The organism is Fictibacillus arsenicus (assembly GCF_001642935.1).
GTDB classification, from domain to species: Bacteria; Bacillota; Bacilli; order Bacillales; family Fictibacillaceae; genus Fictibacillus; species Fictibacillus arsenicus_B.
In genome coordinates this window covers 3674194-3695197 of record NZ_CP016761.1, presented here as the reverse complement: position 1 = coordinate 3695197, position 21004 = coordinate 3674194, and the positions used below count along the sequence as shown (strand labels likewise).

The 21004-nt window shown below is 41.6% G+C and carries 26 protein-coding genes and 1 riboswitch; of the genes, 18 read left to right on the top strand and 8 right to left on the bottom strand.

Going from position 1 to position 21004, the window contains the following annotated elements:
• Nucleotides 1-13 precede the first annotated feature (13 nt).
• From ABE41_RS18690 to ABE41_RS18670, 5 genes are all read left to right on the top strand, one after another.
• On the top strand, nt 14-595 hold the full coding sequence (locus ABE41_RS18690; RefSeq protein WP_066293695.1) for a chromate transporter: 582 nt from the start codon (nt 14-16) through the stop codon (nt 593-595).
• Nucleotides 592-1122 (top strand): chromate transporter, encoded by a 531-nt coding sequence (locus ABE41_RS18685; RefSeq protein ID WP_066293693.1) that lies wholly within the window; start codon nt 592-594, stop codon nt 1120-1122. Before ABE41_RS18690 ends, ABE41_RS18685 begins: the two co-directional genes overlap by 4 nt.
• Nucleotides 1123-1312: 190 nt before the next feature.
• Nucleotides 1313-1792, top strand: a complete 480-nt coding sequence (locus tag ABE41_RS18680; RefSeq protein WP_066293691.1) for a hypothetical protein — start codon at nt 1313-1315, stop codon at nt 1790-1792.
• Nucleotides 1793-1957: 165 nt separating this feature from the next.
• Nucleotides 1958-2920, top strand: a complete 963-nt coding sequence (locus tag ABE41_RS18675; protein ID WP_066293686.1) for a DMT family transporter — start codon at nt 1958-1960, stop codon at nt 2918-2920.
• A gap of 226 nt (nt 2921-3146) precedes the next feature.
• Nucleotides 3147-4016, top strand: a complete 870-nt coding sequence (locus ABE41_RS18670) for an AraC family transcriptional regulator (RefSeq protein WP_066293683.1) — start codon at nt 3147-3149, stop codon at nt 4014-4016.
• Between the two features lie 42 nt (nt 4017-4058).
• Here ABE41_RS18670 and ABE41_RS18665 read toward each other — a convergent pair whose 3' ends face one another.
• The 3 genes from ABE41_RS18665 to ABE41_RS18655 form a co-directional block, all read right to left on the bottom strand.
• The gene (locus ABE41_RS18665) at nt 4059-4754 is read right to left on the bottom strand and encodes an OmpA/MotB family protein (RefSeq protein ID WP_066293680.1); all 696 of its coding nucleotides are present in this window, start codon (nt 4752-4754) and stop codon (nt 4059-4061) included.
• A gap of 5 nt (nt 4755-4759) precedes the next feature.
• On the bottom strand, nt 4760-6379 hold the full coding sequence (locus tag ABE41_RS18660; protein WP_066293679.1) for a hypothetical protein: 1620 nt from the start codon (nt 6377-6379) through the stop codon (nt 4760-4762).
• 165 nt (nt 6380-6544) lie between these two features.
• On the bottom strand, nt 6545-7213 hold the full coding sequence (locus tag ABE41_RS18655) for a DUF975 family protein (RefSeq protein WP_066293676.1): 669 nt from the start codon (nt 7211-7213) through the stop codon (nt 6545-6547).
• Between the two features lie 154 nt (nt 7214-7367).
• On the opposite strand from ABE41_RS18655, the gene ABE41_RS18650 reads away from it, so the two are divergent.
• Together ABE41_RS18650 and ABE41_RS18645 are read left to right on the top strand one after the other, a co-directional pair.
• Nucleotides 7368-7784 carry a thiol-disulfide oxidoreductase DCC family protein gene (locus ABE41_RS18650; RefSeq protein ID WP_066293675.1) on the top strand — a complete coding sequence of 139 codons (417 nt, stop codon included), beginning with the start codon at nt 7368-7370 and terminating at the stop codon, nt 7782-7784.
• Between the two features lie 74 nt (nt 7785-7858).
• A complete protein-coding gene (locus ABE41_RS18645; RefSeq protein ID WP_066293673.1) occupies nt 7859-8806 on the top strand; it encodes a nucleoside hydrolase in 948 nt (315 codons plus the stop codon).
• A 123-nt stretch (nt 8807-8929) separates the two neighbouring features.
• Here the strand turns inward: ABE41_RS18645 and ABE41_RS20805 are convergent, their stop codons facing one another.
• A complete protein-coding gene (locus tag ABE41_RS20805) occupies nt 8930-9100 on the bottom strand; it encodes an aspartyl-phosphate phosphatase Spo0E family protein (protein ID WP_083207883.1) in 171 nt (56 codons plus the stop codon).
• Between the two features lie 230 nt (nt 9101-9330).
• Complete coding sequence (locus ABE41_RS18640) at nt 9331-9837, bottom strand: transposase (protein ID WP_253805388.1); 507 nt, start codon at nt 9835-9837, stop codon at nt 9331-9333.
• A 470-nt stretch (nt 9838-10307) separates the two neighbouring features.
• On the opposite strand from ABE41_RS18640, the gene ABE41_RS18635 reads away from it, so the two are divergent.
• The 9 genes from ABE41_RS18635 (at nt 10308) to ABE41_RS18595 (ending at nt 18122) form a co-directional block, all read left to right on the top strand.
• Nucleotides 10308-10595, top strand: a complete 288-nt coding sequence (locus ABE41_RS18635; RefSeq protein WP_066293670.1) for a YhdT family protein — start codon at nt 10308-10310, stop codon at nt 10593-10595.
• Nucleotides 10592-12031 (top strand): sodium/pantothenate symporter, encoded by a 1440-nt coding sequence (gene panF / locus ABE41_RS18630; protein ID WP_066293668.1) that lies wholly within the window; start codon nt 10592-10594, stop codon nt 12029-12031. Before ABE41_RS18635 ends, panF begins: the two co-directional genes overlap by 4 nt.
• 204 nt (nt 12032-12235) lie before the next feature.
• Nucleotides 12236-12318: riboswitch (cyclic di-GMP riboswitch) on the top strand.
• A gap of 31 nt (nt 12319-12349) precedes the next feature.
• Nucleotides 12350-12826: a hypothetical protein gene (locus ABE41_RS18625; protein ID WP_066293662.1), complete on the top strand. Its 477-nt coding sequence runs from the start codon at nt 12350-12352 to the stop codon at nt 12824-12826.
• A 91-nt stretch (nt 12827-12917) separates the two neighbouring features.
• Complete coding sequence (locus ABE41_RS18620; RefSeq protein ID WP_066293660.1) at nt 12918-13652, top strand: YdcF family protein; 735 nt, start codon at nt 12918-12920, stop codon at nt 13650-13652.
• A 15-nt stretch (nt 13653-13667) separates the two neighbouring features.
• Nucleotides 13668-13859, top strand: coding sequence for a hypothetical protein (locus ABE41_RS18615; RefSeq protein ID WP_066293659.1), 192 nt, complete (start codon nt 13668-13670; stop codon nt 13857-13859).
• A 126-nt stretch (nt 13860-13985) separates the two neighbouring features.
• Complete coding sequence (locus ABE41_RS18610; RefSeq protein ID WP_172827377.1) at nt 13986-14321, top strand: PadR family transcriptional regulator; 336 nt, start codon at nt 13986-13988, stop codon at nt 14319-14321.
• Nucleotides 14318-15085, top strand: coding sequence for a DUF1129 family protein (locus ABE41_RS18605; protein WP_066293646.1), 768 nt, complete (start codon nt 14318-14320; stop codon nt 15083-15085). The genes ABE41_RS18610 and ABE41_RS18605 overlap by 4 nt, the downstream gene beginning before the upstream one ends.
• Nucleotides 15086-15243: 158 nt before the next feature.
• The gene (locus ABE41_RS18600) at nt 15244-16128 is read left to right on the top strand and encodes an ATP-binding protein (protein WP_066293644.1); all 885 of its coding nucleotides are present in this window, start codon (nt 15244-15246) and stop codon (nt 16126-16128) included.
• A gap of 65 nt (nt 16129-16193) precedes the next feature.
• A complete protein-coding gene (locus ABE41_RS18595; RefSeq protein ID WP_066293642.1) occupies nt 16194-18122 on the top strand; it encodes a vWA domain-containing protein in 1929 nt (642 codons plus the stop codon).
• Between the two features lie 53 nt (nt 18123-18175).
• Here ABE41_RS18595 and ABE41_RS18590 read toward each other — a convergent pair whose 3' ends face one another.
• Nucleotides 18176-18367 (bottom strand): hypothetical protein, encoded by a 192-nt coding sequence (locus tag ABE41_RS18590; RefSeq protein ID WP_066293637.1) that lies wholly within the window; start codon nt 18365-18367, stop codon nt 18176-18178.
• Nucleotides 18368-18545: 178 nt separating this feature from the next.
• Between ABE41_RS18590 and ABE41_RS18585 the strand changes: the two genes are divergently transcribed.
• Complete coding sequence (locus tag ABE41_RS18585) at nt 18546-18833, top strand: hypothetical protein (protein ID WP_066293633.1); 288 nt, start codon at nt 18546-18548, stop codon at nt 18831-18833.
• Between the two features lie 183 nt (nt 18834-19016).
• On the opposite strand, the gene ABE41_RS18580 is transcribed toward ABE41_RS18585, so the two are convergent.
• Nucleotides 19017-19208, bottom strand: coding sequence for a hypothetical protein (locus ABE41_RS18580; protein ID WP_066293631.1), 192 nt, complete (start codon nt 19206-19208; stop codon nt 19017-19019).
• 110 nt (nt 19209-19318) lie between these two features.
• Nucleotides 19319-20494, bottom strand: a complete 1176-nt coding sequence (locus tag ABE41_RS18575; protein WP_066293630.1) for a S8 family peptidase — start codon at nt 20492-20494, stop codon at nt 19319-19321.
• A gap of 328 nt (nt 20495-20822) precedes the next feature.
• Here ABE41_RS18575 and ABE41_RS18570 point away from each other — a divergent pair, with 328 nt between their 5' ends.
• On the top strand, nt 20823-21002 hold the full coding sequence (locus tag ABE41_RS18570) for a carboxymuconolactone decarboxylase family protein (RefSeq protein WP_066293623.1): 180 nt from the start codon (nt 20823-20825) through the stop codon (nt 21000-21002).
• The last annotated feature ends 2 nt before the right edge of the window (nt 21003-21004 follow it).

Below are 21004 nucleotides of genomic sequence, written 5' to 3'. Positions count from 1 at the left end.
AGGACTTGATAACATGACCTACCTTAATTTGTTCCTCGCCTTTTTCCGGTCAGGAATGCTTGGATACGGGGGAGGACCTTCTTCTATTCCCTTAGTCCATAAAGAAGTGGTCGGAAAATACAAATGGATGAACGATGAAGAGTTCGGAGATGTGTTAGCGCTCGGAAACACGCTGCCAGGACCGATCGCCACCAAAATGGCAGGCTATATCGGATACCGTGTCGCCGGATTTCTCGGCCTCATCATCGCACTCCTGGCTACCATGCTCCCAACGATTATTCTCATGATCCTATTGTTGACATCTTTAAGAGATTATAAAGACCAGCCATGGGTTCAAGGGATGACAAAAGGGGTTATACCGGTAGTTGCTGTCATGCTGGCCGTTTTAACTTGGCAGTTCGTTGATGCTTCGAAAAAGAGCCTTGGCCTCAAGATCAGCTTGATTCACATATTTGCGGGAGTCTTGCTTTTGCAGTTTCTTGGCGTACATCCAGGCATCGTAATTGGACTGTTACTCGCTTATGCCCTTTTTGGTCCAGTGAAAGAAAAGAAGGAAAACGTCGTACGTTTGCGGGAAGGAGAAAAAACAGGATGACATTTTGGCACATCTTCCTCGCGTTTTTTATACCAGGTATTTTAGGGTATGGCGGCGGTCCTGCTTCCATTCCTTTGATTGAGAATGAAGTGGTTGACCGATACGAGTGGCTTTCCGTAACCGAATTTACAGAAGTATTGGCACTTGGTAACGCGCTTCCAGGACCGATCGCAACAAAAATGGCAGGCTACATCGGGTTTCAGGAAGGCGGATGGCTTGGAGCACTTGTAGGCGTTTTTGCAACAGTTGCCCCTTCACTCTTATTGATGGTAGCCTTTCTCGGACTCGTTTATAAATTCAAAGATTCCCCAAGAGTAAAGAATATGAGTGCATATGTGAAACCAACAATCGCTGTATTGCTCGGAATCATGGCGTATCAATTCTTTTTCGAATCATTTACTGGTGTGGGCTGGATGCATACACTATTCTTGGCTGGAGCAAGCTTTTTATTGATGGAGAAGGTTAAAGTTTCTCCCGTGTTTGTTATTATTGGATCACTTGGATATGGAGCAGTATTTTTAGCTTGATGGAAGGCGGAACCTGGATGTAGGTTTCGTCTTTTTCGTTTATAATGAAGGATTCAGCTCGCGGTGGTAATTTAATCCTCCTCCTGCTTTTTCTGTTAAAAAATCAGGTCAAAAGCCTAGTGTGAGAGGATGGCATATAGGTAACAGTATACCTAACTATTGAAAATTCTAGGGAATAGGAGGGATGTACATGTTTGGGTTTGAGGATATGTGGAAGTTTTTCTTTTCATTTTTTCTTGTATTACCGATCGTAACCTTCATACACGAAGCAGGTCATCTCTTTTTCGGAAAAGTAACGGGAGGAAAAGTACGCATCCATATAGGAAGCGGCAACAGCCTGTTTAAAATCGGTCCATGTCATATCCGAAAGTTATACTTTTGGGATGGCTGGTGTGAATATGAAAATCTGAAGAACCATACAAGAAGGCATTTAGTTGCGGTTTATCTCGGTGGTCCCCTTTTTACTATTTTAAGTATGCTGATCGTTAATGGGCTCATTCATATGGAATTCATAAAAGCTGGCATCTTCACCTATCAATTTGTGTATTTTTCCTTCTATTTCGTGTTCTTTTCCTTGATTCCAATCAATCACAACGGATATCCAACAGACGGAAAAGCGGCCTGGGATGTAATGAAACAAAGAACTATAGAGAAGAATCCCCTGGGATAAAAGAAGTAAAGCGTTTGGATAAAAAATTCCAGGCGTTTTTTTGTGTTTATAAAACTTTGAAACAGTTTTTCCTAACTTCCTTGTGATAGAATTGTTTCAATATTATGTAACAGGCATTCTGGACAAAACAAATGAATACTTTTTAGTGAAGCGGGGGTCATTAAGATGAAACCGATATTGTTGGGTATTGCTGCCGCCTTTTTCTTTGGCGTCACATTTATATTGAACCGGTCGATGGACTTGAGCGGCGGAAGCTGGCACTGGAGTGCATCGCTTCGCTTTTTTTACATGGTTCCGTTATTGTGGATCATCGTTTGGATGCGAGGAAACGTAAAGCCGGTTTTTCAAGAGCTGAAAGCACGTTTTGGAACTTGGTTTTTGTGGAGTTCGGTCGGATTCGTTCTGTTTTACGCACCGATCACTTATGCAGCAGGATTTGGAGAAGCATGGCTCGTCGCTGCAACTTGGCAGATTACGATTGTAGCTGGATCTCTGCTCGTTCCGTTTTTTTATGAAGGAGAAGGAAAAAACAAAGGATCTCGGCAAAAAATTCCGTTTAAAGGTCTGGGCTTTTCTGTCCTCATATTAGCAGGTGTCGGGCTTGTTCAAATTCAGGAAGCGGATGGGGTGAACGGAGCGGCTTGGCTGCATGTTGTTCTGCCGGTTCTCATTGCGGCAATTGCCTATCCGCTCGGTAACCGAAAGATGATGATCGTTACGAACAAGCGGCTTGATGCGTTTCAGCGGGCTTTTGGTATGACCATCGCATCGCTCCCATGGTGGATTGTTTTAGCTGTAGTTGGCTGGTTTCAAGGCGGGGCACCGACAACAGACCAGCTTTGGCAAACCTTTTTAGTCGCCATCTCTTCTGGCGTCATCGCAACCGTGCTGTTTTTCCAGGCAACTGACCTTTGCTCGAACAACCCTGTGAAACTAGCAGGTGTCGAAGCGACGCAATCAGCTGAAATTATTTTCGTACTGGCAGGCGAAATGTGGCTGTTATCGATCGCCACACCAACGATGCTGTCATTATTTGGAGTTCTCGTTATCATGCTCGGCATGTTTTTACACAGTTATTACGGAAAAACAGAAGTTGTTCAAAAAAAATCTATCAATCTTGCAAAATGATGAATAAAAAAATGTGAGTTGGGAATAGTAGTACTACCCCCCCTTTTATATAGTAACTTTTGAACAACCGTTGCCCGTAGCAGCGGTTGTTTTTTTTGTGGAAAAAAGCATGGCGCGTCATCTTTCTTTTTCTTGATGTAAGAAAATCCGTTAGAATGGATACATAGATTGTTGGGTGGTTAGTAAGATCTCCAGCTATCCTTATTGGTGAAAGGAGGGTTTAGATGTGGATTCGCTTAAACGTTTGAATGATGCGATTCAGTTTTTGGAAGAAAACCTAGAGTATGAGATTGATACGAGGGAAGTAGCCAAACGGGCCTTTTGCTCGGAGTACCACTTTAAGAGGATGTTTTCTTTTCTCGCCGGTGTACCGTTATCCGAATATATCCGCCGGCGAAGGCTGACGCTTGCGGCTTTTGAACTCGCACATGGTGATGCAAAGATTATTGATGTAGCTATAAAATTCGGGTACAGCTCACCTGATGCTTTTACAAAAGCGTTTCAGCAGCTGCATGGCGTGACACCATCCGAAGCCAGGAAAAATGATCAGTCTTTAAAAGCTTATCCACGCATGACCTTCCAATTATCAATAAAAGGAGGAAGTGAAATGAACTATCGGATCCTCGAAAAAGATGCATTTCACATTGTGGGGATAAAGAAAAGAGTGCCGCTGATCTATGAGGGAGTAAATCCTGAGATTGCAGCTATGTGGCAGAGTTTGAATATGGATTTGATCAACGAGTTAAAAAGCTTATCGAACGTCGAGCCAAGAGGGCTGATCAGTGCATCCACTAATTTTTCGGAGAGACTTGCTGAGAACAGTGAACTGGATCATTATATTGGTGCAGCGACAACGGAGGAATGTCCGGATCATTTGTCGAAGCTCGAGGTTGCTGACTCCACTTGGGCCGTTTTTGAAGCGGTTGGGCCGTTCCCGGAAACGCTGCAGAATGTGTGGGGACGTATTTACTCTGAGTGGTTTCCTTCGTCAAATTATGAACAGACGGAAGGACCTGAGATTTTGTGGAACGCAGATAAAGATACCACTTCGCCAACATTTCGGAGTGAGATTTGGATACCGGTTAAAAAGAAATAACCATAAAGAAAGCATCGGCTTAGCAACCGATGCTTTTTGTATTTACTGCTCCACGATTTCCTTCAGCTTGCTTTGCCACTTGTCGTCATCCAAAATGATCTGAAAGGAGATGCGGCGGTTTTTTTGAAGAGCATCGGCTGAACTGCCTTCTGCAATCGGCTTATATTCACTGTACCCTGTTGCTGCCAAGTACTGCGCATACTCTTTTTTAGCGAGTTTTGGGTTCGCTTTTCCGAGATAGTCGACGACCGCAACCGCACGCTGTGTGGAGAGCGACCAGTTGTCATAAGGGACAGAGTCGGTGTGGCCTTCTATTAGAATGATGTAGAGGTACTGGCTCATGTCTTTTTCCTCGATGATCGCGGCGAGCGCACCGGCTAACGGGTCGAGAACCTGCTTTCCTTTTTCAGATATATCCGCACTTCCGGTATCAAATAAAATGTTACCTTCAACAGATATCGTGTTATTCGGTCCGCGAATAATCTTATCTTTTCCGACATTCTCTTCCAGCTGCTTTTGGATGAGGTCAGAAATATGCTTTTTTACCTCAGCCACCTGACCGAGCTCACGCTTGATCTGCGCCTGGTCATAAGCGTTGTAGATGCTCTGCACATAAGCGAGTATGGCGATAAACACCATCACGAGCACCATCATGGCCATCATATCGGTAAAACTCGGCCAGAAAATTTCTTTCGTTTCCTGATCGTCTTGGTTGAAGTACGATTTACGCGCCTTCATTCTGGTCACCGTCTCCTAAAATTCTGCTGCGAGACCTCAGGCATACGTTCATCATCGACGTATTCAGGCTGGCGGGGAATTCGAGTCTCATAGACGACCTGATTCGATTGGTTCATGGCAGCTTGATAGATTCGCTGCATGAGGTGATACATGTCAGATAGGGTGCGGTTGTTGTCAGTGATGCTGCGGTTTAAGCCTTGATGCAGGTTCTCAAGCGTACGTGCGAGTTCACGCATATCGTCATCACGGCTGTTCTGGTTTTGCGAGTTATTAAGAATGGAAGCAAGCTGACGGCTCTGGCTATCCATAATGTTTCGGACTTGGTCTGTAAAATCTCGTTTTATGTGTTCGACCGCAGAATAAAAGCTTTTTTCGAGCTGACCGACAGATGATGCAAAGTCAGCTGACGCTCTTCCGTATTCGCCTTGTTTTTCAGAGTAACGATAATGCCATTCATCCTGCTTTTGAGCGAGGCGGTTTTCTAGCGCGTCATGCTGGTTCTGGTAATGCTGAAGCTGTTCTTGCATACCGCGAAGCATCTGTTGTGCATGTTCTTCTGCCCGGCGCTGAGCTTCCTGAAGCATTTTATCGGAACGCTGGATAAGCTGTTCAAACTTTTGCTGGCCTTGTGTATGTCGCTCGTTGCTTGTTTTAAGCTGCTGTTCGAACGAGGAGATATTTTTGGCGAGCGCATTGATGCTCGTATCGACCGTCTTTTGGATCGTGCCAAGCTCTTTTGTTGTTTCGTTAAAGCGCTGGCCGAACTCATCGAGCTGTGTGGTGGAAGCGGCAAAACGTTCAGAATGCTGACGCTGCGCTTCGAAAATGCCGTTCACGTCTTCCATCGCTTTTTGCAGACCAGCTGTAAAATTAACCATCTGTGAAGCGAAGTCCCCAAGTGTTTTATCAAAAGAAGACTCCACTCGGGCAGCCAGGCGGTCGAGCAGCCGCTCAACAGAATCCTGTGGCTTGTCGTTAATCAGTACACTGTTCACATGATGATCGAGATAGACTTCACAATCCGCTAAAAGTTTATTTTGCATGTAGGAAAGGGAAGTTCCTTGTGAAAAAAAGCCAGATTGAATCAGGTTGAGGAAAAGCGCAGCCCCAATCCCGGCGATACTCGTAAAAAAGGCAACACTCATGCCTTCGAACGGTGCGGTAAGTGAAGAGATGATCGAGTTCAAAGTAAGATTTGAATCAGCTGGCTGTGTGCCAAGCGTCATTAATGTGTCTTGCATGGATAAAAGGGAAAGCGTGAGCCCGATGAAAGTTCCGAGTACACCAAGGATGATGGTGAAAGACGGAAGCTGACTCAGAAGCTTTTGGATGTTTCCGACAGGAACCCGGAAAATGCCGAGCAACGGAATCCGTTCGTTATATAAATGTTTTTCAATAAGCGCTTGTGTGTTGAGCTGAGGCACACCTGCGAGATGGAACTGTTTGTAATCCGTTGTGACACGCTGAATCCAGTGTGAGTAGGGCTGCTGCTCTGAATTCGTTTCAAGCTGCTGCAGTTCTTTGTTCCATTTACGGAAATGATAGGCAGTCTGTGTATATCCGACGATACCGAGAAAAATGAGAAACCCAATGACCCCGACGACGATTAACGTTAGCTGATCCATAATGCCACCCCTTAGATGTCTTGTCTTCTTTACTGATAGATATGTCCTAGTTGCGGGAAATATTTAGGGAAATGGGGTCTGACCCCAAACAAATACAAAAACCCCAGAATTGTCCATCTCAAATGGACAATTCCGGGGTTCTCCTTGAACTTTATTTTTATTTTTTTAAGCTACCACTTCATCATCGCTCTGCTTTTTTACTAATTCATTATAAAATGCGGCATTTGACGCACTTAGGTAAGGAGAAAGCCAGATAAACCCGATCCCGACAGTAATTAAGCTCAGGATAATCCACCCGATAAAACTCAGCTGGAGGAGGAAGTACTTCCACTTGTAACCGTGCATCAGCTTTCGGCTCCTTGTTATCGCGGCATTAATCCCGATATCAGGGTTATCTTTTAACACAAAATACGTTTGTGAATAAGCAAAAGCTTTAATGACACCTGGAATGATTAAAAGAAGAAACCATAAGAACATATAAACCATCATAACGAGGTATGTTCCAAGGATTTTCAAGTACATGCTGATCTCTGAAAATGCTTGAAGAAGACCTGATAACTTAATTTGTTCTCCTGTACGAATGACGGATAAGAATGTCCATAAATATCCGATATATAATGGCAGCAGCACGAGCGTAATTACGAACGTACTTGCGGTAGAGCCGTTAGTGGCATCAGTTGATATCCAATTTTCAAACCCGCCGCTCAGATTTATTTCAATTATCAATGGGATTACGTAATAAATAGCACCAAAAAGCAAGGTGAATAACGCTGCTCGTCCCCATTGGCCTTTTAACTGCTGTTTAGCTTTTTTCTTAAACGTTTTAATTTTCATTACTCTTCACCTTTCCTTAACTCTCAATTGATTATACTACTATATTATGGTGAAAAGTAGGAATTTATGGGTACATAAAAGACTATAATTTTATTTAATGCCAGATTATAAAGTAAAATAGAATTAGCTATTAAATAGACTGGAGGGGATGCAGATGAGAAATCTTGAACAAGAATGTCAACCTGTTCTTCTTTTTGACGGGGTATGTAATCTCTGTAATTCTAGTGTGAAATTCATATTAAAACACGAGAAGAACCAAAATCTTAAGTTCGCTGCCATCCAGTCTGAAGCAGGGGAGAAGCTGCTGACTCATTATGGGCGTGACCCAAACCAGACAAACTCCGTGATCCTAATATCCGATAATCAAGAATATACTGCATCTGACGCAGTACTGAAATTAACGCAATATCTAAAGTTCCCATATAGCTCAGGAAAGATATTGATGGTAGTACCAAAGACAATTCGTGATTTCTTTTATAAAATGGTAGCTCATAACCGGTACAATTGGTTTGGGAAACGGGAAAGCTGTATGATTCCGACACCACAGCTAAGGAAAAGATTTTTAGAATAGTTTTTAATGGCAAATTTCATAAAAAAACATGCCTCTTAATAGGATAGAAGAAAAACCTAAAAGGGGTTTTTGTTATGGGGCAAAAAGTCTTGTTCTTTGGAGATGTTGGAATTGATGACACCATAGCTTTGACTTACGGGTATTTAAATGACGAAATCGATATAGTTGGCGTAGTTTCAGACTATGGAAATGTTTCCATGGAGAAGACGATTGCTAATGTACATTATATTGCTAAAATGTTCAACTTTCCTAAAGAAGTAAAAATCATTGGTGGGGCTGAAGTTCCAATGACAGGTGAGCAGCCAACATTTTACCCTGAAGTACATGGAGAGTATGGATTAGGTCCTATAGAACCAGGAACATACGAAGGGGTTATTGAAAACTTTTTCGAGATTGTAAATTTAATCAATCAATATGAAAATGAACTGATAATCGTTAACGTTGGCAGACTTACCTCTCTTGCCACGATGTTTATTTTATTCCAATCCTTGATGAAAAAAGTGAAGGCTTACTATATTATGGGCGGGGCGTTCTGGGTACCGGGTAACGTTACGGCTGTTTCTGAGGCGAATTTTCATGGAGACCCGATTGCAGTCAGAGTCGTGCTTACATATGCGAACAACGTGACCATTATCCCGTTGAATGTGACAGATCGAGCCATTGTAACACCAGAGATGGTGAACTACATTGACTACAAAGGAAAAGCTCCTCTTATAAAACCGTTGCTGGACTTCTATTATAAGTTCTATAAAAATAACAACCCAAGCATTCAAGGAAGCCCTGTTCATGACGCGATAACTCTGATGGCAAGTATTCGCGAAGATATGTTCAGCTACAAAACGCTGCCTATACATATCGTACTTAGAGATGAACAGATTGCCAGAGGACAAAGTATTGCTGACATCAGGCCTTATATTGAGTTTGGTGAACAGGAAAAAAAGCATCGGATCGCTTTTGACTTTGATTACAATTACTTTTTCAATGACTTTATGAGTGTGATGACAGGGGAGGAATTTAAATAAGTAGGGTTAATAAATTTCGGGGGTAGATTACGATTTAATACTAGCAAATAGCAATAAAAAACCGGCTTCCTATCAATGCAGACATGGACTCCGGTAAATTTTGCAGTTATATTGTTGTGTTAATTAAGCACATTCTCTAATTTGATCAAGTTTGTTTAGCTTTTCATCAAGAATTTGACTTAACTGAACAAGCAGCGGATCAGCTAGGCTGTTAACTTTTTTACTTACCTCATACATGGTCGTGCGAATGGCGTCTATCTCTGTAGTTAAGACAAGAGCATTGCTTCGGCTCATGGTCTATTCCCCCTCAAATATAATAACCACTTCTGCTTCTGAACCATTAAAATCGGTAAATCTTGTAATAATTATATACCATATTTTGTGTCTAGTCTATTATTTTTTTACACATATAGGGGGACCCCAGACAAATACATTATAGCCGGTTTTGTCTTCGTTAGAAGGACTTAACCGGCTTTTCCTTGCTATGACTGACTATTTTCATACTAGAGGTGTTGAGAATGAGGTTAAAGTTCTGCTACCGGTGAGGTCCTGCTTTCTACGTAATCACGATATTGAGGTTTTGAATACTGAAATTGTTCTAGTATCTTTGAGGTTTCCACGAAGGGACATACCGATTGAGTAACATAGTAACGGTAACTGCTCCATGGATATTCAAGAGGAAACATGACGAGATCGGCTGCTACCGGATTCATGTGAATGTATCGGCTTGTGTCTAAGAGGTAGGAACGATCTTCAATTAACTCTGCACCATATCGACCTTGAAACACATGACCGGTAAGCTCGTACTTTTTGTTGAAATACATGGCGTAAGTTTCGTTTAATTCTTTCATGAAATCTCCGGGTGGGGACTTGCTGCATTGAATTTGAAGATGAGTGTGGTTAGTCATGAGGCAATAAGAGAATAGATCAACTGAATACTTGTTTACGCAGTGACTTAAAATTTTGAGGTAACGATGGAAATCTAAGTGGGAATAGAAGAGAGGTTCCCAGCGATTTCCACGGGTAGTCACATGGTAAACAGCATCAGGGTACCAAATGCGCCGAGTTCTAGGAATTGATATCACCTCCTTTCGGGTTGTTCTTTTATTGTACTACTAGCAAAGGCATTGTGGGAAATGGGGACTGGCCCCAAACTATTTATTTCCCTTCTTAATTACGAGTAAAACGCTATAGGAAGAATGGAAATACAAACGGTACCAATCTGTGAATTTTAGAAAACTCTTTTTCTCTCTTTTTTGTCGAGTGCTGTATTTTCTCCGCAGATTCTATCAAATTTCCCCGGAAATACTCATATACATGCCTAATTTATAATTAAGAACGAAAACTAGCGCCAATAGAGAGCGTTAACGTTTTATTTATTGAGAAACCAAACAAGGAATCTATTTAACCTTATAGAAGTTATTAAGTCGAAAGAACTCGACAAGAGTATGTGAATTTGCCATAGTAATGGAGGAGCTTGGTAAGTCCAGGAGGTTATACAATGAAAAAGGGAAATGACTGGCGATACCGCATCTCAAACAAGGAAGCGATTATGGGTACGGTGCTGGCAATTCTTAATTTTGTTTGGTGGTATGCTTTTGCGTATGGACTAGGTGGTCGGCCAGTTAAGGAGTATACTTACATACTAGGTTTTCCTGCATGGTTTTTTTATAGCTGTATCGTAGGATTTATCTTTTTTACAATTTTAGTTTTTATCATGGTGAAGTTTTTCTTTAAAGAAGTTCCGTTTGACTCAGATGATAATGATGGGGAGGGTGACTCTCGATGAACTGGGATGTGATTCTTCCTTTAGCTTTCTTTTTAGTACTTGTTTTCTTAGTTGGTATTTATACATCAAGGCACATTAAGAGCGGACCTTCTTTTTTGCAAGACTATTTCCTAGCTGGACGTGAGCTTGGCGGTTTTGTTCTTGCTATGACGATGGTCGCGACATACGGAAGTGCTTCAAGTTTTATTGGAGGTCCTGGTGCTGCTTATCAGCTTGGGCTTGGCTGGGTTCTTCTCGCGATGGCGCAGCTTGTAACAGGTTATTTTACACTCGCTGTTTTAGGGAAAAAGTTTGCAATCGTAGCTCGAAAGATCAATGCTGTAACACTTATTGATTTTCTTAAAGCCCGATATGATAGTAAGTGGGTTGTTATTTTATCAGCATTAAGCATTGTTATCTTCCTGTTTTCAGCCATGGCTGCACAATGGGTTGGGGGCGGAAGGCTGATCGAATCATTTACTGGTGTATCGTACTCCACTGCTTTGTTCATTTTCTCAGGTTCCGTTTTAGTGTACGTTATAGCGGGTGGATTCAGAGCGGTTGTTATAACCGATGCGATTCAAGGCGTTGTAATGGTGATCGGTACAGTAATTATACTAGCTGGAACCATCGTTGCAGGCGGTGGAATTGAAAATATCATAGTGGAGTTGAGGGCAGAAAATCCTAACCTTATCACTCCGTTTGGCTCAGATGAATCACTTACACCTTTATTTGTATCGTCATTTTGGATTTTGGTAGGTGTGGGTGTAGTCGGTTTACCTCAAATATCGGTACGCGCTATGAGCTACCGAAATTCAAAAGCGATGCACCGTGCCATGATCATCGGAACGTTTGTGGTTGGATTTATCATGCTGGGGATGCATTTAGCTGGAGTGTTTGGAAGAGTGATATTACCGGGCATTGAAGTGCCTGATAAAGTTATGCCATTACTTGCACTTGAAGTACTGCCTGGCTGGTTAGCTGGTATCGTACTTGCCGCTCCACTTGCTGCGGTTATGTCTACCGTTGACTCCGTGCTTTTACTAGTAAGTTCAGCAATCATCAAGGATGTCTATATCAATTACATAAAACCTGATGCTGATGAACGGTTTGTAAAAAGATTAAGCTTTGGTATTACAGCAGTAGTCGGATTGAGTGTATTTACGATGGCCATCAACCCGCCTGATCTGTTGATCTGGTTGAACCTTTTTGCCTTTGGCGGCTTAGAAGCAGCCTTTATCTGGCCGATTGTGATGGGTCTCTATTGGAAGAGAGGAAACGCAAACGGAGCAATAGCTTCTATTGTAGTCGGGGTAGGTTCATATATGTGGCTTCACCTCAACTATCCAAATCTTTGGGGAATGCACACTGTAGTCATGCCGATCGTATTTTCTTTCTTTGCATACATTGTGGGGAGTTTCACAAAGGGGGACAGACCCCAGACAAATACATTTTAAGCGATATTGTCCACTTCGGGTGGACGATATCGTTTTTCTATCTTTCCTAATGCAATGGAACAAACAAAGCACTAAGAAAAATTATAAAAGATAACTATTTTGCCTTTTAATAAACTACTAATATATGTTACAAACATATTACTATTAAACTAAAATGTTTACAGTTTATGGGTTGGGTGGTAAATTAGTCTTAGGTAAAATTCGACAAAGTGTGGAGCAATGAATGCCGTTCTGTAATTGGGCGCTTGGAACGGCAGGAGCTAGTAGCGCAACCGACCGCTTCTTTTAATCAAATGATAAAAGGAAGGGGTATTTTTTATGGAACTATCACGAAAAGAAAAGTTTGGAACAAAGAAGGTTAAGGCAGCAAAAAAATGGCCGAAAGTTATTTTGGTAACTGTATTTGCTTTAATGCTGGGGACAACTTCTGCTTTCGCAATGAAACCAGAATTAGCGAACACTATCACAAATTTAATTCTCAATTATGCCTATAAGGAAGAGATTAATAGAGAATTGACTGGTAAGAAAAATTCTTTATTAGAACAACTAAAAGTAGATATTCAAGAAATGATTACAAAAACTTCTGAAGAATTAACCAGCAGTAAGGAAAAAGTGATTGAAGCTGAAAAGAAAGAAATTGAGAATCATTACAAAAAGGAAATGAACGAGGTTAACAAAACCAAAAATGAGGCTTTAAAGACAGTTAAAGAAAATATGAAAAATGAAGCTGATTCAATCTCTGAAACTCAAAAACAAGAAATTACTGAGGCGATTGAGGCAGTTATAACGAAATAAATTTTTATTATCAAGAGCGGAATCTCAAACACCCGCTCTTTTTCTTTTTCCTATATACTAGAAGTTAGAATCTAACAATCGGAGTAATTCTATGAAAAAACTCTTCTTATCACTCAGTATTATTTTTGTAGTTTATGCCACTGCCATGCTGGCTCAAACATCAAACATGGACATGGGTCTAGCAGTTTTTTTCCTTTTAGGTGCGATTTTTTTTATTCTTTTTTACAAGCACGAAGCGGCAATCTATTTTTTTAGGAAGTATAAGAAAACTACTTTGACGATTGTGTTTACACTTTTAATTTTTGCTGCAACTCTCGAAACTCTTATTCTTTCATCTGCCAACACGGATCCAGAGAAGGTTTCTGGAAAAATTGACACCATCCTTGTACTTGGAGGCGGTACGAAGAATAATCGTCCAGGCGCCGTGTTAAAAGGAAGGCTTGATCAAGCTCTAGCATACGCGGAGAACCATACCGAAGTAACCTTTATCGTAAGTGGAGGTCTGGGGTTCGGTAAAACGACGAGTGAAGGTACCATTATGAAAAATTATCTGATGGAGAACGGGATCCATCCCGAACGTATAACAATTGAAGAAAAAGCGACGAGTACATACGAAAATCTTTTATATACGAAAGAGATGATTCAGCCTGACGATCAAGTGCTGATCGTGACAAGTGACTTTCATCTTTTTCGGACAAAGATGATCGCCAAGCGGGTCGGGGTTGAAGCGGAAGGGCTCGGGTCACCGCTTAGAATTTCCTCGATTCCCCAAGCTCATGTGAGAGAATATATGGCGATCATAAAAAGCTACTTCACGGACCGGTAAAAGGAAGTGACTCTTATGAAAACAAATAAGTACCATTGCTGCGCTACATGCGTGAACTTCAAACCTAAGAAAACTGACCAAGGTATGTATTACTATTGCTCGCGTCTTGGGTATGAAACAAAACCGGATTATACGTTTAATTGCTGGGAGCCGAAACCGCATGTAGTGGAACTCATAAAAAAAGAAGAAAATAAAAATATGGATTAAATTTACATAAATACCTTGTAATACAAGTTAGCGTATTATATACTAAGTGCATATCTTGTAATGCAAGACATTTTTTATTATTCATTTACCTTGTAATACAAGATAGTGAAAAATGAGGTGAAACACTTGTCGACTACTCAAATGTTAAAAGGAATTCTAGATGGATGTTTATTAGCGATCATAAATGAAGGAGAAGTGTACGGATACGAACTGGCTGAAAAGCTAGAGTCATACGGATTTCAATACACGAGTGAAGGAACGATCTATCCCTTGCTGTTGCGCATGCAAAAAGAAGAGCTCGTTACGACAACTCTAAAAAAATCAACTGCAGGACCCAGAAGGAAGTACTATTCCTTAACGAAAAAAGGAGAGGAAGAATTGGAAGCTTTCATAGAACGGTGGAATCAGTTGAGCCGTTCCGTCCATCTAATCATACAAAAGAAAGGGAGTGGGAAGGGATGAACGTACAGCCAAACAAGCTTTCGAAAAGAAGTCAGGACTTTTTAGACAATCTCAGACTTTATTTGTTTTCGAGCGGAAAAAAAGATGAGGAGATTGAAGATATCGTATCAGAACTGGAAGATCATCTAATTGAAGCACAAAAACACGGCAAATCTACAGAGGATATCATCGGTCAATCTCCAAAACAGTATATGGAACAAATATCTCAAGAGATGGGGGTGGACTATATGGGATTGATAAAGTATGTTCCAATAATCCTCTTGGGAGTGTTTGCTTACATCTTATTAGGAGATTCCCTTCGCGGCGGTGTTAAATATTCGTTACTTCAAGTGATTGGTTATCCACTTGTATGTTTGGTTTTGTTAGTTGTCTATATGAAAACTTTCAAGTATACGGCGAGCATGAAATTACCAAAATCCTCGAATATGCTGGTTTTATTTTTAGTCGGCTGCTTACCGTTAAGCCTGTTTTTAGGTGTTATGTTTTTGAATAGAATGTACGATTCACCAATGTTGATTAATTTAGGTTCAAAGGGGAATATTACAGCTGCCATCGTTGCAGTTCTCATTTTTGCAGGAATATCTATCTGGAGCAAAACGTGGTTTTCTATTATTATCCCTTTGCTTTTATTTACCCCTGAAATACTAATAAGATTGACATCCTTTAATCAAGAAACGAAATTGATCTTATCATCAATCATTCCGTTTGTGGGAATCGCTATCTACTATTACGTTTCATACAGAAAAACAAAAGATGTTAGATAAGTAAATAAAGTGCTCTGATCGTTAATAAGATCAGAGCTTTTTTTGTGGATAAACAATGAACTTGCCTTGAAATAGCTTACAATGTTACATTGTGTAAGGATTTATGGAACGGAATTACTGGAAATACTGTTGATAGATGAAAGAAAGGATTTTTTATAATGAACCTTCAAATCCCGATTGAGATAAAAGAAAAGCTGCAGAATGAGGCGGCTCAACGAATAAAAAAATTACCGGATGTATATAAAGAACTGATCGGAAAGCCGGGCTACACAGCACCTGACTCTTCGCTCGTGGAAGATGCGGTTATCGCACTTGCGTTAGGTAAAAATGTATTGCTGAAAGGGCCGACAGGATCAGGTAAAACAAAGCTTGCAGAACTGCTATCAAGTATATTTGGACAGCCGCTGCACCAGGTGAATGCTTCAGTTGACCTTGATGCTGAAGCGCTTCTTGGTCATAAAACGCTAAGCTACAAAGACGGCAAACAAGAGATTGAGTTCATCCCTGGCCCTGTAACAAAAGCGGCGAACAACGGTCACTTCTTGTACATCGATGAGATAAATATCGCGAAGCCTGAAACGCTGCCGATTCTAAACGGTATGCTTGATTATCGACGTACGATCGCTAACCCGTTTACAGGGGAAGTGGTAAAAGCTCAGCCTGGTTTCAATGCGATCGCTGCGATCAACGAAGGATATATCGGAACGGTGCCGTTGAATGAAGCGTTGAAAAATCGTTTCGTTGTAATCGAGGTGCCTTATATTCAGGGGGATACGTTAAAAGAAATGCTAAAAAGTCAGTCTCAGCAAAAGGACGAAGAGGTGCTTGCGAAGTTTGTACAGCTTTCTTCAGACCTCATCGGTCAGGCGAAAGCTGGCCATCTATCTGAAGATGCCGCATCCATCCGAGCATTGCTGGATGCTGCCGACCTCTCCGTTTACTTGCCGGCGAAGCGTGCAATCCAGCGCGCAATCGCTGATAAGCTTGAAGACGCCCGCGAACGCGCCCTCGTTTCCAACGTGGCCGCGACGCTGTTTGTGTAAGCTGGGAAATGGGGTCAGACCCCCTACAATTTATTTCCCACGATGATTTTGGAGGTTTCGCCTAGATGAAATTCCTAGTTTTTGCGGATACAAAGATCGATTCTTTCATTCATATGCAGTTGATTGACCTTGCACGTTCCCTTTCAAAGGTAGAAAAGATGGACGTGTCTTTCTCATACCATTCTAACCTCGAGAGAATGAAGGGGATCACTCATGTCAGTCAGTTTTGGAACCCATTCCCACAGGAGATTCAGCTTGAAGGCTGGAAATCCGACGTTTATTTACGCAGTTATGGCACTCAGTTTCATACCGATGATAACGTGATCTGGAATACATTCGATGAACTCAAATCACATCCGCACCGTGAGTTCTTAAAACAGATTCTGCTTTTTGCGGAAGATTTCCGCTTGGAACAGATTTGCATAACGAACAGGCCCGGGATGACACATGCGTTCAAGCTCCGGAAAGAGACGTTCCAGGTGCATTACAACCGTGAATACCGAAAGCATATACAGCAAAAGCGCATTTTGGACGCTTTATTTTGCCATGTTATTCTTTTAGCGAATAAACGTTTTGTTGCTGTGCCGCCTGATACACAGACACTCTATCAGGAACTGCGTCCATTCCTTGCACAGCTTACAACTGCTGAGTCAACAAGAGATATAGCAGCAATCGTAATTCAAATTGCGGAGATCACAAAAAAACACCTAGAATTTGCAGACATGAAAACAGCCTACCGCAGTTTTAGCGATAAACCGAAAATATCAGGTATAGAAAATGATAGCGAAACGTTTGATGACTTAACCCGCAACACGGAGACAAAAACGAAAAAAACCATCAAAAAAGACGACGATAAAGAAGAGAAAAAAGACGAACAGGAGAAAGAAGAGTATTCTTCCTGGCATGATGAAACGTCTGACCCGCAGGATTCATTTTTACAAATGGACCTTGATCAAGGGACAAATACGGATCTTTTAGGAGAAGCGGCAAGGGAAGCGGATAGTGGTGACGCCGTATTTGGCTCCGTCCAAACGAGCGCTCAAACGACGGATAACAACGACTTCAACTCTCAAAACGAACATGAAGCAGAAACCGACAACAACCAAACCGGCTCAGACTCATCGAATCATTACCGATATGGCGAAGTGAACAAAAACGTTACAGAGCATACCCTGCCTGCGAAACCGGCAACATCAGAAGAAATTGCTCAATACCAGCTCTTTGAACAAGAAATTGCACCATTTGTCATACAGCTCAAACAGAATTTCCTAAAAACGATGGAACATAAACGCTCAGCACCAAGGGAAGACCTGCACTTTGGACGACTAGGAAAGAAGCTTACAAGACTTGCAACAGACAAAAACCCGAGACTTTTTAGAAAAAAACAAGAGTCGCAGCATGAACTGGACACGACCTTCACGCTACTTGTCGACTGTTCAGCGTCGATGTTTAACAAGATGGAAGAGACGCAAAAAGGGATCGTTCTTTTTCATGAAACGTTAAAAGCTCTCCGAATTCCGCACTCAGTCGTAGGTTTCTGGGAAGAAGCAGCTGACGCGACAACAGATGATCAGCCGAACTATTTTCATGAAGTGATCTCGTACAGAAATTCACTTCATCAGCCAGGGGCATCCATCATGCAGCTCGAGCCGCAGGAAGATAACCGCGACGGCTACTCAATCCGCCGGATGGGTGAAGAACTTGCAAAACGCCCGGAGCAGCAAAAAATTCTGCTCGTTTTCTCTGACGGTGAACCAGCAGCTTTCGATTACGAATCGCACGGAGTACTCGATACACACGAAGCCGTAACCCGTACACGAAAGCTTGGAATCGAAACGATCGGCATGTTCATCGCGAACGGTGAAATTACAGAGGAAGAAGAGAAGCTCATGCAGAATATCTATGGTCCGCAAAACGTTGTCGTGCCAAGTGCTGCTGAACTTGTTGACTATCTCATGCCAGTTCTCAGAAAACTCCTTTTCAAAGCCATATAAACGAAAAACGCCCGGTGGCCATCGTGACCACGGGCGTTTTATTTATGTAAGTATTAATATTCCAAAAGCTTTAACCAAGCAAAAACGACTCCTAAAAACCCTGCGTAACTAAAGATTTTGACTGACCACTCTGGTAAGGCTGTTCGAAGCAGGCTTGAAAAAATTCCGACTACAATAAAAGCTGCGAGCAAGATATAGATCGAAAAAATATCAAACGGAATTCGAAAAGAAAGCCACTGTTCCATCGCCAAACCTCCCCTAATATCTTTTATATCGGTCGAAATGCCTACACATTCAAGAAACAATGACGAAAAAAAGAATAATTTGCTAATTAAAAACAAATTTGAAACCAAATAGGCTATAGCACCGCAACTAGGGCAAACGCATATTGTATTAAAAAGCAGGTGTGAAGGAGTGAGTGTCTTGAACCAACGTGTTGTCGACGTCATATTGGAAGCTGCAGAAGAAGATTACCTTGCTGGCGTAAAAGACGCAGATACATTTGCCGCTGAACTCGCTTTGTTCGGATCCACACTGGTTACAGCAGGTGATTTTCTTGCCACGATAGCTGCTGCGGTCGCACTCAAGCAGATTTACCTCGACAAAATTCAAGAACAGAAAGAAGCAAAGGAACAAGAAACTCAGATGAAAGATATTCAAGACCAACTGAATGCACTTAAAAAAGAAATCAAAGCGCTTAGGGGGAAGTGAAAAACATCCTCCTGAGCGTTTTTGATTTTTACTTATTTTTCATCTCTTAAAATCAAAATTCGACACAATCTACTAGAGTCCTTCTACATAAAACGACTATTTTTTTGTTTGAAGACGTGGCCCTCATTCACAGAAAAAAGCCTTCTTTTATAAAAAAGAGGACCATGTTATAAGTTTGAGTTATCAAGTAAACTCTTTCGAAATACCAATAACCAATAAAACCACACCGAATATCGCGGTACTGATTAAAAAGAAATACACAATCTTTTCTTCTGCTTCTTTTTCGGTTTGTTTTTTTTCTGCATTAGTAGACTGAACTTGAGTTCCATCTTCCTTGCCTTGCTCATGCTTTTTCTTTTTTCCAAAACCAAACATAGGAATTCCTCCGCTCATACCTCAACCTTTTTATCAGTGTTTCAAAAAGCGGCGAAGTTTAAACAAAAAACCTCCGGAACATGTATGTCCGGAGGCTATGAAACATCTATTTATTGCTGAACAGCTTTTGCTGCGTTCACACGTCCGTTTTGGAACAGCGTGCCTGTACCAGTTACAGGATCAGCTGTATCTTCAAGTGCTGCCCGAATTTGTGAAGCGTTCTTACCTTGGGCAGCTAGAAGTCCTGCTACACCCGCAACAACCGGTGATGCCATGGAAGTTCCAGAGAAACTCGCATATTGATTATTTGGTATCGTAGAATAAATATCTACCCCAGGTGCTGCAATATCAACCCATGTACCGAAGTTTGAGAAGGAAGCTTTCTGGTCGTTTTGATCAGTAGCAGCTACTGCGATCGCATTTGAATAATAAGCCGGGTAGCTTGGCAGAGCAACGCCAGAGTTACCTGCAGCCGCAACAACGACCGAACCTTTATTCCAAGCGTAGTTAACCGCATCTTGAAGAGTCTGTGAACCAATTGAACCGCCAAGACTTAAATTGATAACTTGTGCACCTTGGTCAGCAGCATATCGAATTCCTTGAGCAACATCGTCCAGTGATCCACTCCCTTCCGCATCCAGTACACGAACCGCTAGAATAGAAGCTTTAGGAGCAAGACCTGCGATCCCAACACCGTTATTCGTGTTAGCCGCAGCGATACCAGCAACGTGTGTACCATGTTCGTTTTCGTCGATCGGATCGTTATCGTCATCAACAAAATCTGCACCTTTGATTACTTTTCCTGATAAATCAGGGTGGTTGTAATCAACGCCAGTGTCGATCACCGCAATTTTAACGCTGGATGCACTTTGCGTAGTGTCCCAAGCCTGTTCAGCACTAACTTTTTGAGGAGCATATTGTTTCGTTTTATAATCAGGATCATTTGGAACATAGCTTGCGTGTAAAGTAGTATTCGGCTCAGCGTACTCTACAGAATCAAGACTTTCAAACTTCTTAACAGCATCTGCTACATTGCCGCTCACCTTTACAACAGTAAAATCTTCAGTTGAATCGACAACCTCGCCAAACCTTGAAGCACCATTTTCAGCTGAAGCAGCAGAAACTGAATCTTTATAATGAACGATAATTTCCTGTGGTGCAGCCTGCTGTTTAGCAGCAGATGTAAATGAAGCCTCCAGAACTTCGGGTTCAGCAGCCGAAGCCGGAAGAGCTAAAGATATCAATAATGGTAAAGACGCGGCGCCTGCCACGAAACGCTTTAACATAAAATCACTCCTCTGATGTATTTACCAAGCAAGCTTGGCTGGGGTTGCTATAGGGATTCAACAATATTCTACAAAACCCTTTAACATTATCTGAAAATAATGATAACTTACCACGTCACAGTAATGAATGAGTCTATGTGACTATGAATAAAGCGTAACATGTAAGACTTAACTATTATCTTAAGATAGAGTTACGATAGTAAACATTACATAACACGAATGTAAAAACTATATCTGAATATTTTTACAAAGCAGAAAAATTGGAAAATGAAAGAAGGTATCGTAATCTAAAAACAAGAAGAAAAACATAAAAAAAGGAGGCTAAATAATGGCACGACTGCCTGAAGTTAATGTAGAAGGTACACCTTTTAAAAAAGCCCTTGCAAATGCTCCCGAAATTCTGGATGCATTTCAGCAAATGGACAACGCGCTCAATAATATCCTTGAACCTGAGCTGATGGAAATGCTTCGTTTGCGTTCCGCATCAAACAACGGATGCGACTACTGACA

Excerpts from the sequence above, each read along its gene's own strand:
- ABE41_RS18690 (WP_066293695.1), top strand. The coding sequence starts at position 14 with ATGACCTACCTTAATTTGTTCCTCGCCTTTTTCCGGTCAGGAATGCTT.
- ABE41_RS18685 (WP_066293693.1), top strand. The coding sequence starts at position 592 with ATGACATTTTGGCACATCTTCCTCGCGTTTTTTATACCAGGTATTTTA.
- ABE41_RS18680 (WP_066293691.1), top strand. The coding sequence starts at position 1,313 with ATGTTTGGGTTTGAGGATATGTGGAAGTTTTTCTTTTCATTTTTTCTT.
- ABE41_RS18675 (WP_066293686.1), top strand. The coding sequence starts at position 1,958 with ATGAAACCGATATTGTTGGGTATTGCTGCCGCCTTTTTCTTTGGCGTC.
- ABE41_RS18665 (WP_066293680.1), bottom strand. The coding sequence starts at position 4,754 with ATGAAGGCGCGTAAATCGTACTTCAACCAAGACGATCAGGAAACGAAA.
- ABE41_RS18660 (WP_066293679.1), bottom strand. The coding sequence starts at position 6,379 with ATGGATCAGCTAACGTTAATCGTCGTCGGGGTCATTGGGTTTCTCATT.
- ABE41_RS18655 (WP_066293676.1), bottom strand. The coding sequence starts at position 7,213 with ATGAAAATTAAAACGTTTAAGAAAAAAGCTAAACAGCAGTTAAAAGGC.
- ABE41_RS18650 (WP_066293675.1), top strand. The coding sequence starts at position 7,368 with ATGAGAAATCTTGAACAAGAATGTCAACCTGTTCTTCTTTTTGACGGG.
- ABE41_RS18645 (WP_066293673.1), top strand. The coding sequence starts at position 7,859 with ATGGGGCAAAAAGTCTTGTTCTTTGGAGATGTTGGAATTGATGACACC.
- ABE41_RS20805 (WP_083207883.1), bottom strand. The coding sequence starts at position 9,100 with ATGAGCCGAAGCAATGCTCTTGTCTTAACTACAGAGATAGACGCCATT.
- ABE41_RS18635 (WP_066293670.1), top strand. The coding sequence starts at position 10,308 with ATGAAAAAGGGAAATGACTGGCGATACCGCATCTCAAACAAGGAAGCG.
- panF (WP_066293668.1), top strand. The coding sequence starts at position 10,592 with ATGAACTGGGATGTGATTCTTCCTTTAGCTTTCTTTTTAGTACTTGTT.
- ABE41_RS18625 (WP_066293662.1), top strand. The coding sequence starts at position 12,350 with ATGGAACTATCACGAAAAGAAAAGTTTGGAACAAAGAAGGTTAAGGCA.
- ABE41_RS18620 (WP_066293660.1), top strand. The coding sequence starts at position 12,918 with ATGAAAAAACTCTTCTTATCACTCAGTATTATTTTTGTAGTTTATGCC.
- ABE41_RS18615 (WP_066293659.1), top strand. The coding sequence starts at position 13,668 with ATGAAAACAAATAAGTACCATTGCTGCGCTACATGCGTGAACTTCAAA.
- ABE41_RS18605 (WP_066293646.1), top strand. The coding sequence starts at position 14,318 with ATGAACGTACAGCCAAACAAGCTTTCGAAAAGAAGTCAGGACTTTTTA.
- ABE41_RS18600 (WP_066293644.1), top strand. The coding sequence starts at position 15,244 with ATGAACCTTCAAATCCCGATTGAGATAAAAGAAAAGCTGCAGAATGAG.
- ABE41_RS18595 (WP_066293642.1), top strand. The coding sequence starts at position 16,194 with ATGAAATTCCTAGTTTTTGCGGATACAAAGATCGATTCTTTCATTCAT.
- ABE41_RS18590 (WP_066293637.1), bottom strand. The coding sequence starts at position 18,367 with ATGGAACAGTGGCTTTCTTTTCGAATTCCGTTTGATATTTTTTCGATC.
- ABE41_RS18580 (WP_066293631.1), bottom strand. The coding sequence starts at position 19,208 with ATGTTTGGTTTTGGAAAAAAGAAAAAGCATGAGCAAGGCAAGGAAGAT.
- ABE41_RS18575 (WP_066293630.1), bottom strand. The coding sequence starts at position 20,494 with ATGTTAAAGCGTTTCGTGGCAGGCGCCGCGTCTTTACCATTATTGATA.
- ABE41_RS18570 (WP_066293623.1), top strand. The coding sequence starts at position 20,823 with ATGGCACGACTGCCTGAAGTTAATGTAGAAGGTACACCTTTTAAAAAA.